Genomic DNA, 11,996 nt, shown 5'->3' on the forward strand with positions numbered 1-11,996 from the left:
TCCCGCCTATGCCCTGCACACCGATCTGCAGCCGCATCGGCAACTCCCGAGCGGCGGAGGAAAAGCCGCTTTCGTGAATGAGCTTGTTCTTGTAACCGGACGTACGATTGTTTATGTCTGAGCCGCTGTCCTAATTAGAATAAATCGAACCAACCGCGTCGCCATGGCTGACCTGAAAGCAGGCGTGAACCAGCTCTTCCTCCGCGAGGAGGAACTCCGTACGGGAATGGAGCTGCTTTTCTACGCCTATCGCGAATTCACTGCCGAACCGGATGAAATTCTGGCGGAGATCGGCTTCGGCCGCGCGCACCACCGCGTGATCTATTTCGTCGGCCGCTATCCCAAGATCACCGTTTCGGAACTGCTGGCGATTCTGAAGATCACCAAGCAGAGCCTTTCGCGCGTGCTGGGCGAACTGGTGCGCCAGGGCTTCATCGACCAGCAGACCGGCGCCCGCGACCGGCGGCAGCGTCTGCTGGAACTGACGGAAAAGGGCGTGGAGCTGGAGCGGCAACTGTCCGAGACCCAGCGCCAGCGCATCGCCCGCGCCTACCGCATGGCCGGCGCGGAGGCGGTGGAGGGATTCCGCAAGGTGATGATGGGCATGCTGGACGAGGAGGACCGGGCTAAATTCGCACCGCCCGTTCCCCCTGCCCGTCTTGCCGCGAAACGCTGAAAACGAAACGCTGCAACAGCTTCAGACGGCGCTCGGCTCCGTCGTCGTTTCCGGCGCCGCCGGTCCGGCTTCCTTGGAACCGGCCTCAGCGGTGCCGGCCTCCGGGGCATTGACGTCCGCCGGCTTGTCGGCGGCGGCCTTCGCGTCGTTGGGGGCGCGGCGGCGGAAGCCGCCCTTGCGGTACACCACGTTTTCGGAAGCACCCGGCGGACATTGAACGATGTTGCCGCCCTTCGCCAGGAAGTTGCGGGTCATTTCGGCGAGGTCTTGGGCGTCCAGGTCCCGGGGGTCGTTGGACCTGTGGTCGTAGGCCATCGTGATCGCTCCTGTGTCTCTCGGCCCTCAGAGGAGGGCATATGGAGGTTAACACGGAACGAGGACGAAACGGCCAACCGCTTACACGCCTGCCCGCCATGCGCACCCACGAAGTGTCACGCATGGTGCCGCTATGTCGATTGCGGGGACAGGCGTTATAGTCGGCGCCATGACCGAAGATCAGCCCCACATCCTGGTCGTCGACGACGACACCCGCCTGCGCGAGCTATTGCGCAAGTACCTCGCCAGCAACGGCTTTCTGGTCAGCACCGCGCGCGACGCCGCGGATGCCCGCGCGCAGCTGGGCGGGCTGGCCTTCGACCTGCTGGTGCTCGACATCATGATGCCGGGTGAATCCGGGCTGTCGCTCACCGAATCGCTGCGGCGCGAGCGCGACCTGCCGATCCTGCTGCTGACCGCCCGCGACGAGCCGGACGACCGGATCGCCGGGCTGGAGGCCGGGGCCGATGACTATCTCGCCAAGCCCTTCAACCCGCGCGAGCTTCTGCTGCGCATCAACTCCATCCTGCGACGGCAGGCCGCCCGCGCGCCGGAACCGGCGGCTCCGCCCGCCGCCCCGGTGCGGCTCGGCCCCCTGACCTATCTGCCCGACCGGGACGAGCTGCGCCACGGTGACGAGGTGATCCGCCTGACCACGGCGGAGGCCAGCCTGCTGCGCATCCTCGCCGCCTCCCCCGGCGTCACCTTCACGCGCGAGGAGCTGACGGAGCGCAGCAAGGTCGCCGGAAACGCCCGTACCGTGGACGTGCAGGTCACCCGCCTGCGCCGCAAGATCGAGGCCGATCCGCGTGAGCCGCGCTACCTCCACACCGTCCGGGGCGAGGGCTATGTGCTGAGGCCCGATCCTTGACGGCGGCATCGGACCGCGGCGTCGCGGCCCGGCGGGCCGAACGGCGGCGGCGCACGCCGTTCCTGAAACGGTTCCTGCCGCGCACCCTGTTCGGCCGGACGCTGCTGATCATCGTCACGCCGGTGATCCTAGCCCAGGCGGTGGCGACCTGGATCTTCTACGACCGCCATTGGGACACGGTGACCAACCGGCTGGCCTATGCCGTGGCCGGCGACATCGCCACCGTGATCGCCATGATCGAGCACGATCCCTCGCAGGAAGGGCGTGACTGGACGCTGGCCACCGTCGCCCGCACCACCGACCTGATCGTCACGCTGGAGCCGGGGCAGACCCTGCCGGATGAACGCCGCCGGCTGAGCGGCCTGCTGGAGCGCACGCTCGGCAAGGCGCTGGACGAACGGATCGGCCGCCCCTTCGCCATCAACACCCGCGTCGCGCGGGAGTGGTACGAGATCCGGGTGCAGATGGCCGACGGGGTGCTGTCGGTGATGTCACCGGAGAGGCGCCTGTTCACGCCGACCAGCTACATCTTCATCCTGTGGATGGTCGGGTCGGCCGTGGTGCTGTTCGCCGTGGCGATCCTGTTCATGCGCAACCAGATCCGCCCGATCAAGCGGCTGGCCATCGCCGCCGACGCGCTGGGCAAGGGCCGCGACGTCTCCAACTTCAAGATGGAAGGGGCGACGGAGGTGCGGCAGGCGGCCTCGGCCTTCCTGCTGATGCGCGAACGCATCCAGCGCCAGATGAACCAGCGGACGGAGATGCTGGCCGGCGTCAGCCACGACCTGCGCACCCCGCTGACCAGGATGAAGCTGGCGCTGGACATGATCGAGCATCCCGACCTCGACCCCGAGGTGGAGGAGCTGAAGGCCGACGTCGCCGAGATGGAGCAGATGATCGAGGGCTATCTCGCCTTCGCCCGCGGGGAGGGGACGGAGGCGGTGCAGCCGACCGACATGACCCGCCTCCTGAAAGAGGTCGCCGCCGGTGCGCGGCGCGACGGGACGGAGGTGACGCTGACGGCGCCGGAGGGTCTGGTGGTGCCCTTGCGCCCCAACGCAATCCGGCGCTGCATCGCCAACCTGCTGGTCAATGCCGGCCGCCATGCCGGCACCGCCTGGGTCAAGGCCGAGCGGAAGGAGGGGGTGATCGAGATCACCATCGACGACGACGGCCCCGGCATCCCCGACTATCTGCGCGAAGACGTGTTCAAGCCCTTCTTCCGGGTCGACAGCAGCCGCAACCTGGATACCGGCGGCTCGGGCCTGGGGCTGACCATCGCCCGCGATGTGGCGCGCAGCCATGGCGGCGACATCACGCTGGACGACAGCCCCTATGGCGGCCTGCGCGCGGTGATCCGTCTGCCGGTCTGAGCGAGCCGGGGGCACGGGACGGCGCCGCGTTCCCCCGGCCTTCCTCTTTCAGGCCGCCGCCTCCCTGTCCGGCTGCGCGCCGCCACGCCGGGCCAGCCTCGCCATCACGGTGTCGATCAGCGCCAGCCCATGACCGCCGTCGAGCGTCAGGATCGATTCGGGGTGGAACTGCACGGCGGCCAGCGGCAGCGTCCGGTGCTCGATCGCCATCACCGTTCCGTCCGCCGTCTCCGCCGTCACACGCAACTCGGACGGCAGGCTGTCGCGCTTCGCCACCAGCGAATGGTAGCGGCCCACCCGCATCCCCTGCGGCAACCCCTCGAACAGCCCGCAGCCCTGGTGGACCAGGGAGGACGCCTTGCCATGCATCGGCTCCGGCAAGCGGTCGAGCGTCGCGCCGAAGCTCTCCGCCATACCCTGCAGGCCCAGGCAGACGCCGAACACCGGGACGCCGAGGTCCAGCGCCGCGCCTATGCTGCCGCCGACGTCGAAATCGGCGGGACGCCCCGGCCCCGGCGAGAGAACCAGCAGGTCGGGCGGGTCGTCGCGCAGCGCCGTCCGCGCATGGGTGTGGCGCAGGGTCGTCACCGTCGCGCCGGTCCGGCGGAAATAGTCGGCCAGCGTGTGGACGAAGCTGTCGTCATGGTCGACCAGCAGCACGCGCCGCCCCTCCCCGCTCCGCGGGACGGCCGACGCCGCCGCGGCGGCAACCAGCGTCAGGTGCGGCGACGCCCTCTCCCCCCGCACCGCGTCGAGGAAGGCGGAGGCCTTCAGGCGGCATTCGGCGTCCTCCGCCTCCGGGTCGCTGTCGGACAGCAGCGTCGCGCCGGCACGGACGAAGGCGACCCCGTCCTTCATGCGGATGGTGCGCAGGGTCAGGCCGGTGTCCATGCCGCCGTCGAAGCCGATGCGGCCGAAGGCTCCGCCGTACCAGCGGCGCGGCGACCGCTCGGTGTCCTCCAGGAACTGCATGGCCCAGCGCTTCGGCGCGCCGGTCACCGTGACCGCCCAGCTGTGGGTCAGGAAGGCGTCCAGAGCGTCGAAGCCGTCGCGCAGCCGCCCTTCCACATGGTCCACCGTGTGGATCAGGCGCGAGTACAGCTCGATCATCCGCCGGCCGACCACGCGGACCGAGCCGGGCTCGCACACCCGCGCCTTGTCGTTGCGGTCGACATCGGTGCACATGGTCAGCTCCGCCGCATCCTTGGCGGAGTTCAGCAGCGTCAGGATCTGCGCCGCATCGCCCAGCGCGTCGGCGCCGCGCGCCACCGTGCCGGAGATCGGGCAGGTCTCCACCCGGCCGGCCGCGGGGCCGGCGCCGACGCGGACATACATCTCCGGGCTGGCGGCGACCAGGAACTCGCCGTCGCCCAGATTGATCAACGCCTCGTAGGGCGCCGGATTGGCGGCGCGCAGGCGGCGGAAGATGGTGGAGGGAGTGTCGGCGCAGGGCTCGGCAAAGGTCTGGCCGGGCACCACCTCGAACAGGTCGCCGCGACGGAAGGCCTCCTTCGCCGCCCGCACCACCTGCTGGTACTCGCCGGGCGCATGGTCGCAGTCCGCGGCGGCGTTGGTATCCGGGCGATAAGCATGGACCCGGCCGCCGCCGGCGGCTCCCTCGGTGGAAACGCCATTCACGACGAATTCATAGGCGAAGCGGCGCGCAACCCCGGCACCGTGATCGACGACCAGAAGCCGGTCCGGCAGATACAGCACGAGGTCGCGCTGGTCGTCGGGCCGCTCAAGCCGGCGCCGGACCGGCTCGAACTGGAAGGCGAGGTCGTAGCCGAAGGCGCCGTAGAGGCCGAGAAACGGTTCGTCCGGGCAGTCGAACAGCGCCATCAGCGCCCGCAGCACGCTGAACACCGACGGTTGCCGGCTGCGCTCCTCTTCCGCGAAGACGCCGGCCGGGCGGCGGACCAGCGCGGTGATGCGGCCGGCCGTCACCTCCAGCCCGGCCAGCGCCTCATGCCCGTCCAATGCCCCGGCGATGGCGGGCAGCAGAAGGCGTCCGCGCGGATTCAGCGCGTCGATCCGCACCGTCCGGCCGCGGGCGGTCACCGACAGGGGCGGATCGACGAAGCCCATGGCCTGGCGGCGATAGCGGCCGGGCGCCTCAACCCCACCCGACAGCAACAGGCCGCGCCGCTCGTCCAGCGCGGTGGCGAGCGTGTCGAGCGCGTCGGCGATCCCCACCGGCTCTGAGGTGCGGCGCAGCCCCAGCCCGCCGCCGGTGAGGGCGGAAAACGGGTCGAGGAATGCAGGATCGGCCAGGAAGATATGGGAGGGATACAGGTGGGAGGGCGTCATGGCGGCGGGGCTCCGGTTCGGGCGTCTTGTCGGTGACGCCGCACGGTGCTTCCGCCTGCCTGTCCGTCTTTTCCGTTCGACGACCCGCTGCCGGGTCAGGAAAAAGGCCGCTCCGGATGCACCGGGCGGCCTTTTGTCGTCAATCCACGTTCACACGCGTCGCCAGGCCGGCCCGTTGGAGACGGGCCGCCACCAATGCTGCGACAGGAGGGGCGAGGACATGTTCATGCCCCAAGCGCACCACATGCCGCCACCGGCTGTCAAGCCCCGGCGTTCACGTTCCTTCCGGCGGCGGAGCGACGGCGTAGCTGCTGTGGTCCTCCTTGCGGCGCTCGTCCGACGGCAAGCGGCCCTTGACCAGGAAGCTGACATTCTCCGCCACGTTGGTGGCATGGTCGCCGATGCGCTCGATCGACTTGGCGGCGAACAGCAGATGGGTGCAGCCGGTGATCTGGGCCGGCGATTCCATCATGTAGGTCAGGAATTCCCGGAACAGCGCGGTATAGGCCGCATCGACCTCTCCGTCGCAGTCGCGGACGGCGGCGGCCAGATCGGCGTCCTGTTCGATGTAGGCGCGGCGCATGTCGCCGATCATCACCTGCACCATGCGGCCCATCCGGACCAGCGAGGCGACCGGCGGCGCAACCGGCAGGGTGGACAGCGTGACCGCCCGCTTGGCGACGGATCTGGCGAAATCGCCCATCCGCTCCAGGTTGGAGGCGATCTTCAACGCCGCGACGATCTCGCGCAGATCCTTGGCCATCGGCTGGCGCAGAGCGATCAGGCGGACGGTCATCGCCTCCACCTCCATCTCCAGCCGGTCGATTTCGGCGTCGCCCTTCAGCACCTCGCCCGCGATTTCGGCATCCAGACCGGCCAGCGAATCGAGGGCAAGCCCGACCTGCCGCTCCACCAGTTCGCCCATGCGGTCGATGGCGGTGCGCAGCGCCTCCAGTTCGGTGTCGAAAGCCGCAAGCGTGTGTCCACCCGACATATTCCCAAACTCCTTGCTGTGACAGGCGGTCCGGCGCCCGACGCCTTCGCAGATGGGGCGTGGGCGCCGCCGTGCCAAGCCGCCGGCGCACCGGACGTGCACTGGTGGTGGCCTTAACCTTTGGCATAGATTATTTCCGGACACTGGTCTATCGATTGACCACGCAACCAGACAGACCGGACAGGACCGATGACGCCGCACGAGTTGGTTGCCGTGCTGGAAAAGCACGAACGCTGGCTGAAGAACAAGTCGGGCGGTTCGCGCGCCAACCTGACCATGGCGAACATGGAGGGTTCCAACCTGTCCGGGGTGAACCTGGCTCAGGGCAAGCTGTCCGGCGCCAACCTGTCCCATTGCGACCTGTCCAACGCCAATCTCAGCACCGCGGACCTGTTCGCCGCCCATCTGACCAAGGCCGATCTGTCGGGCTGCAACCTGTACCGCGCCGACCTGCGCGGCGCCCATATGCGCGGCGCCAAGATGAAGCGCGCCATCCTGAAGGAGGCCGACCTGCGCGGCGGCGCCCTGCTCTATGGCGGGCAAGGCGGCGGCAAGGGGCTGGATTTCGTCCGCTCCGATCTGGCCGGCAGCGATTTCGACGATGCGTCGCTGACGAACGCCAACCTGTCGGGCGCCGATCTGACCGATGTGTCGATGAACGGCGCCGATTGCGAGGGCGCGCTGCTGACCGGCGCCACGTTGATGCGCGCCAGCATGAAGAGCTGCAATCTCGCACGCGCCGACCTGCGCGGCAGCAACCTGTCCGGCGTGAACCTGCAGGGCGCGGTTCTGCGCGACGCCAATCTGACCGGCGCGATGCTGGCCGGCGCCAACCTGCGCAACGCCGACCTGCAGGGCGCCAAACTGGAGGGGGCCGATCTGGCCGGCGCCGACACCACCGGCGCCAATCTGGCGCGGTCGGCCGACAATTTCTCCGTCCAGATCCAGCAGGCCCTGCACAGCCACTACACCTGGATCAACACCAACGGCACGATGGGCGCCCGCGCCGACCTGACCGGCGCCGATCTCAGCCACATCGACCTATCGGGCGTGAATCTGTCCGGCGCCAACCTGAAGCGCGCCAACCTCAGCGGCGCCAAGCTGCGCGAGGCGCTGCTGATCATGTGCGACATCTCCGAGGCGGTGCTGGCCGGCGCCGACCTCGGCGGCGCGATCCTGGATGGCGCCACCTTGCGCGGCGCCAACATGGACGGGGTGCGGCTGGACGGGGCCGGCATCGGCTGGGTCGACATCAAGGGGCCGGACGGCCAGCCGACCGGCCGGCTATGGGCGGCGAATTTGACCGGCGCGCGGCTGACCAACGCGTCCTGCATCCGTACCAACCTGCGCGGCGCCAACCTGTCCGGCTGCGATTTCGCCAACGCCAACCTGACCGGCGCGATCCTGAGCGACGCGAACATCCGCGACGCCAAATTCACCGGAGCCAACCTGACCGGCGCCAGCCTGCCGCCGCCGCCCGACCCGGACGACGATTGAAGCCGCCGGGGGTAAGGTCCGACTTACGCCCGGCGGTATTACTCGTCCGCGCCGCCGCGGGTGGGCGCCGCGGCGGCGGCGTTGAGGTTCGCACCGACGCGGCGCAGCACGTCCAGCGTCAGTTCCAACTCGTCCGGCGAGATGCCCTGAATGGCGAGCTGCCCGATTTCCGACGCGCTGGGCATCATCGAATTGCGGAGCGCTCGGCCCTTGTCGGTCAGGAAGATGTTCATCTTACGGCGGTCATGGCAGTTGCGCACCCGCTGGACCAGCCCCTGCCCTTCCATCACGTTGACGGCGGTGACGGTGGTCGGCTCCATCATGCCGACGCGGTGGCTGAGTTCGCGTTGGGTCAGGCCGTCTTCCTCCCACAGGGCGCGCAGGAAAAACCACTGTCCCATGCTGACGCCCGACCGTGCGATGCGCGTCTGCAGAGCGCGGGCGAATGCGCGGTTCACTTCACGGACGACGAACGATAATGCACCGTCGGACGCATCGGCTGCATCCTCCGAACCGTCGGGGCGCTCCGGCTCCCACCCCTTGACAGACGCCTCCATACCGACAATCTCTCTGCCGTCGTTACCGATCCAACAACCATTCCCGCCCACCGGGTGCAAGCGCCGGGCGGTTGCCCGTCGGGATACCTGACGCCATAGCGTCGGCCGGATCCGTGCCGTCCTGGCGATACCACCTTGACACGAATGGTCTTGGCTGTGTCATCCAATCATAACGTGCTGTGTGCAAAGCGCAAATCAATTGCGTGGCCGTCGACCGCAGGCATGCAATGATATGTCTGTCATGGGATCGGCGAATCCCGTTCGACTTAAGCAGAACGGCGGACCGTATACGGTGCATAGCCGCTTTGTGTGCAGTCGAACTTTTCAGATGAGGCGCGGATTGCCATATCCCCATATGGTGAAGAGCACGAAGTTTGCTTTTTAGATCGGTTTTATTTGCAAGATCGAATTGCCGCGCCGATGAAATGTGAACATTTCGCTAAAATCCAACAAACTCCCTCTCCGCCGCTTGTGTCCGCCGCGACCTTCGGTCACACAGACGTCAATCGCCTCAGTTGCCGCAACAGGAGCCAGCGACCGCAATGACCGCTTCGCCGACCGTCCCCTCGTCCCGTACCGTCACCGTCGCCGCCACCCAGATGGCCTGCAGTTGGGACCGTGCCGCCAACGTAGACGGCGTCGAATCGCTGATTCGCGAGGCGGCCGCCAAGGGCGCGCAGATCATCCTGCCGCAGGAACTGTTCGAGACGCCCTATTTCTGCAAGGACCAGAAGCAGTCGCTGTTCGAACTCGCCGCCCCGGCCGAAGGCCATCCGGTGATCGAGCGGATGCGGTCGCTGGCGCGCGAGTTGTCGGTGGTGATCCCCGTCAGCTTCTTCGAAAAGGCGCGCAACGCCTATTACAACTCCATGGCCATGGTCGATGCGGACGGCAGCCTGCTGGGCATCTACCGCAAGTCCCACATTCCCGACGGGCCGGGCTATCAGGAGAAGTTCTATTTCAGCCCCGGCGACACCGGCATTCCGGTGTTCAAGACCCGTTACGCGACGGTCGGCTGCGCCATCTGCTGGGACCAGTGGTTCCCGGAGACCGCCCGCATCATGGCGTTGAAGGGGGCGGAAATCCTTTTCTATCCGACCGCCATCGGGTCGGAGCCGCAGGATAGCTCGATTGACAGCCAGGGCCATTGGACCCGGGTGATGCAGGGTCATGCCGGCGCCAACCTGATGCCGCTGGTCGCGTCCAACCGCGTCGGGGTTGAGCAGGGGGAAAGCTGCGCGCTGACCTTCTACGGCTCGTCCTTCATCGCCGGGCCGCAGGGCGAGATCGTGGCGCAGGCCGACCGCGAGAGCCGTACGGTGCTGACCGCGACCTTCGACCTCGACCGCATCGCGGCCCAGCGTGCCTCCTGGGGCGTCTTCCGCGACCGCCGTCCGGAACTGTACGGCGCCCTGCTGACGCTGGATGGAGAAACCACGCCGCGGCGCTGATCGTCGCGGCGGCATTCCCATTGCGCCGCCGCCGTCAATGACCGCCGGAATCAGATGGTCAATCCCGTGCCGGACTGGGCATAGCCCAGGGACTGTGCCGCTCCGTAGGCCGCGGCGGCACGTCCGGCCGGGGAGTCCCCCTCTTGCCGGCGCTGCTCCGCCTGCGCCTGCAACTTCGCCGCATCGGCCTGGGCGGCGACGCGCATGTCCTGTGGCGACGGGTCGGCGGGAGCGAGGGCGGCGGCCTTCACCTGCTCCATCTTGGCGACGGTGTCGGCCGGCTCCGATTCGGTGCTGACGTCGATCGGCACCTCGCCCGCGGTGGCGTAGGTCTTGCCGTCCGGCCCGCGCGTGTAGGTGAAGGACGCGCCGCCGGCATGGCTGCCGCCGGCCGCCTGATGCGCCGCCTCGTGCTGGCGGACATTCGCGTCGATCTGCTTGAGCTTCTGGACCTGCTGCCGGGCCGCATCGGACAGGGCGACCGTGTCGGTCGGCCCGGCGGAGCCGCCCTCCTTCGCGCCGGACGCACCCGTCCCCTGGCCCCGCGACGGCTGGTTGCGCGGGGGGATGGCGCTGGTCCCGATGGACAGGCTGGAGATGGAAAGGTCGGCGGCCACCGTCCACATCCTCAAGAAGGGTCCGGTCTTCCGCTCAATTTAGGACGAATCGGCCGCACCGGCAACGGTAAGGCCGTTTCGTTCCCCGCTGTTCCGCTCAAGCCCGCGCGAAGCCGGTCAGCACATTGGCGACGTTCACGCCCAGGTCGTCGACGGCATAACCGCCCTCCATCACGAACAGCGTCGGCAGGCCGATGCCGGCGATGGCGGCCCCCATGCGCAGGAAATCCTCCGACAGCAGCCGGAAGCGGGAGATCGGATCGCCGCCATAGGTGTCCGCCCCAAGCGACAGCACCAGGGCATCCGCCCCGAACTCCCGGATTCGGTCCGCAGCGGCGGCCAGCGCCTGGGCGTAGCCGGCCCAGTCGGTGCCCCAGGGCAGCGTCAGGTTCAGGTTCGCCCCCTCGCCCGCCCCGGTCCCGGTCTCGTCGGCATGACCGCAGAAATAGGGGAACTCGTCGAGCGGATCGGCGTGGATCGACACGAACAGCACATCGCCGCGTTCCCAGAAGATTTCCTGCGTGCCGTTGCCGTGATGGTAATCGACGTCCAGCACCGCCACCCGCGCGGCCCCGCCGTCGCGCAGGGACTGCGCCGCGACGGCCGCATTGTTCAGGAAGCAGTAGCCGCCGTAGAAGGCATGCCCGGCATGGTGCCCCGGCGGGCGGCAGAGCGCGAAGGCGCTGCGGTCGCCGCCCCGCAGCCGGTCGGCGCCGGTCAGCGCGCAGTCCGCCGCCGCGGTCGCCGCCCGCCAGGTGCCGGCGGTGATCGGCGTTCCGGCATCGAAGGAATAGAAGCCGAGTCGCCCGTCGATCGACCGCGGCACCCGCCGCCGTGACATGCCCGGCGCCACCCAGTTCAGCGGCAGCGCGTCGATGTCCTCGCCATGCTCCTTCACCCAATCGTCCCAGGCGGTTTGGAGGAAGGCGAGATAGCCGGCGTCATGCACCCGCTCCAATGGGGCGAGGCCGTGACGGGTGGGTTCGACGATGGGGCCGAGCCCCACCGCCTCGATCCGCGCCCGCACGATGTCGGCACGCGCCGGCTTCTCGTAGCAGGGGACGAGTTGTCCGTCGTTAAGTTCGGACCGACCGGCCTGCAGCCGGTGCTCTTCGCTGTGGATGACGATCACGGCACTGACATCCTTGTGTTTTCCGGCCATCTGCCGGTGATTTGCCGTTCCACGGTCTCGCCGCGGCGGCGCGACTGACGGACGGCTCATCATATCCCCACCCGCCGGTGCAGGGAGGCCGCCCTTTCGCATGGCGCCCCGAATGCTGACCATTGCCATCAGACCGATTGCCCCCGATAGTGTTATTCGGTTTTTTCTCGCCT

General features: G+C 68.4%; 11 protein-coding genes. 5 read left to right on the forward strand and 6 right to left on the reverse strand.

Annotated features, from left to right (window positions below; genetic code table 11):
• Positions 1 to 163 precede the first annotated feature (163 nt).
• The gene (locus DM194_RS05190) at positions 164 to 676 is read left to right on the forward strand and encodes a MarR family winged helix-turn-helix transcriptional regulator (protein WP_111066243.1); all 513 of its coding nucleotides are present in this window, start codon (positions 164 to 166) and stop codon (positions 674 to 676) included.
• A 21-nt stretch (positions 677 to 697) separates the two neighbouring features.
• Here the strand turns inward: DM194_RS05190 and DM194_RS05195 are convergent, their stop codons facing one another.
• Positions 698 to 991 carry a hypothetical protein gene (locus tag DM194_RS05195; RefSeq protein WP_111066244.1) on the reverse strand — a complete coding sequence of 98 codons (294 nt, stop codon included), beginning with the start codon at positions 989 to 991 and terminating at the stop codon, positions 698 to 700.
• A 169-nt stretch (positions 992 to 1,160) separates the two neighbouring features.
• On the opposite strand from DM194_RS05195, the gene DM194_RS05200 reads away from it, so the two are divergent.
• Positions 1,161 to 1,862 (forward strand): response regulator, encoded by a 702-nt coding sequence (locus DM194_RS05200; RefSeq protein WP_111066245.1) that lies wholly within the window; start codon positions 1,161 to 1,163, stop codon positions 1,860 to 1,862.
• On the forward strand, positions 1,859 to 3,235 hold the full coding sequence (locus tag DM194_RS05205) for an ATP-binding protein (RefSeq protein ID WP_111066246.1): 1,377 nt from the start codon (positions 1,859 to 1,861) through the stop codon (positions 3,233 to 3,235). The genes DM194_RS05200 and DM194_RS05205 overlap by 4 nt, the downstream gene beginning before the upstream one ends.
• A gap of 48 nt (positions 3,236 to 3,283) precedes the next feature.
• Here DM194_RS05205 and DM194_RS05210 read toward each other — a convergent pair whose 3' ends face one another.
• Both DM194_RS05210 and phoU read right to left on the reverse strand, forming a co-directional pair.
• Positions 3,284 to 5,545: an anthranilate synthase gene (locus tag DM194_RS05210; RefSeq protein ID WP_111066247.1), complete on the reverse strand. Its 2,262-nt coding sequence runs from the start codon at positions 5,543 to 5,545 to the stop codon at positions 3,284 to 3,286.
• A gap of 274 nt (positions 5,546 to 5,819) precedes the next feature.
• The gene (gene phoU, locus DM194_RS05215) at positions 5,820 to 6,539 is read right to left on the reverse strand and encodes a phosphate signaling complex protein PhoU (protein ID WP_111066248.1); all 720 of its coding nucleotides are present in this window, start codon (positions 6,537 to 6,539) and stop codon (positions 5,820 to 5,822) included.
• A 189-nt stretch (positions 6,540 to 6,728) separates the two neighbouring features.
• Here phoU and DM194_RS05220 point away from each other — a divergent pair, with 189 nt between their 5' ends.
• The gene (locus tag DM194_RS05220; RefSeq protein ID WP_111066249.1) at positions 6,729 to 8,036 is read left to right on the forward strand and encodes a pentapeptide repeat-containing protein; all 1,308 of its coding nucleotides are present in this window, start codon (positions 6,729 to 6,731) and stop codon (positions 8,034 to 8,036) included.
• Positions 8,037 to 8,074: 38 nt separating this feature from the next.
• On the opposite strand, the gene DM194_RS05225 is transcribed toward DM194_RS05220, so the two are convergent.
• The gene (locus DM194_RS05225; RefSeq protein ID WP_111066250.1) at positions 8,075 to 8,593 is read right to left on the reverse strand and encodes a MarR family winged helix-turn-helix transcriptional regulator; all 519 of its coding nucleotides are present in this window, start codon (positions 8,591 to 8,593) and stop codon (positions 8,075 to 8,077) included.
• A 542-nt stretch (positions 8,594 to 9,135) separates the two neighbouring features.
• On the opposite strand from DM194_RS05225, the gene aguB reads away from it, so the two are divergent.
• A complete protein-coding gene (aguB, locus tag DM194_RS05230) occupies positions 9,136 to 10,044 on the forward strand; it encodes an N-carbamoylputrescine amidase (protein WP_111066251.1) in 909 nt (302 codons plus the stop codon).
• A gap of 50 nt (positions 10,045 to 10,094) precedes the next feature.
• Here the strand turns inward: aguB and DM194_RS05235 are convergent, their stop codons facing one another.
• Both DM194_RS05235 and DM194_RS05240 read right to left on the reverse strand, forming a co-directional pair.
• Entirely contained in the window at positions 10,095 to 10,670 is a 576-nt protein-coding gene (locus DM194_RS05235) for a putative metalloprotease CJM1_0395 family protein (protein WP_111066252.1), read from the reverse strand.
• Positions 10,671 to 10,758: 88 nt separating this feature from the next.
• On the reverse strand, positions 10,759 to 11,823 hold the full coding sequence (locus DM194_RS05240; RefSeq protein WP_281280301.1) for a histone deacetylase family protein: 1,065 nt from the start codon (positions 11,821 to 11,823) through the stop codon (positions 10,759 to 10,761).
• Positions 11,824 to 11,996 lie beyond the last annotated feature (173 nt).

It is taken from the genome of Azospirillum ramasamyi, from assembly GCF_003233655.1.
In the GTDB taxonomy this organism is placed as follows: Bacteria; Pseudomonadota; Alphaproteobacteria; order Azospirillales; family Azospirillaceae; genus Azospirillum; species Azospirillum ramasamyi.

Coding starts and splice junctions, on each gene's coding strand:
- aguB (WP_111066251.1), top strand. CDS start 9,136: ATGACCGCTTCGCCGACCGTCCCCTCGTCCCGTACCGTCACCGTCGCC.
- phoU (WP_111066248.1), bottom strand. CDS start 6,539: ATGTCGGGTGGACACACGCTTGCGGCTTTCGACACCGAACTGGAGGCG.
- DM194_RS05235 (WP_111066252.1), bottom strand. CDS start 10,670: ATGTGGACGGTGGCCGCCGACCTTTCCATCTCCAGCCTGTCCATCGGG.
- DM194_RS05190 (WP_111066243.1), top strand. CDS start 164: ATGGCTGACCTGAAAGCAGGCGTGAACCAGCTCTTCCTCCGCGAGGAG.
- DM194_RS05225 (WP_111066250.1), bottom strand. CDS start 8,593: ATGGAGGCGTCTGTCAAGGGGTGGGAGCCGGAGCGCCCCGACGGTTCG.
- DM194_RS05220 (WP_111066249.1), top strand. CDS start 6,729: ATGACGCCGCACGAGTTGGTTGCCGTGCTGGAAAAGCACGAACGCTGG.
- DM194_RS05210 (WP_111066247.1), bottom strand. CDS start 5,545: ATGACGCCCTCCCACCTGTATCCCTCCCATATCTTCCTGGCCGATCCT.
- DM194_RS05200 (WP_111066245.1), top strand. CDS start 1,161: ATGACCGAAGATCAGCCCCACATCCTGGTCGTCGACGACGACACCCGC.
- DM194_RS05195 (WP_111066244.1), bottom strand. CDS start 991: ATGGCCTACGACCACAGGTCCAACGACCCCCGGGACCTGGACGCCCAA.
- DM194_RS05240 (WP_281280301.1), bottom strand. CDS start 11,823: ATGGCCGGAAAACACAAGGATGTCAGTGCCGTGATCGTCATCCACAGC.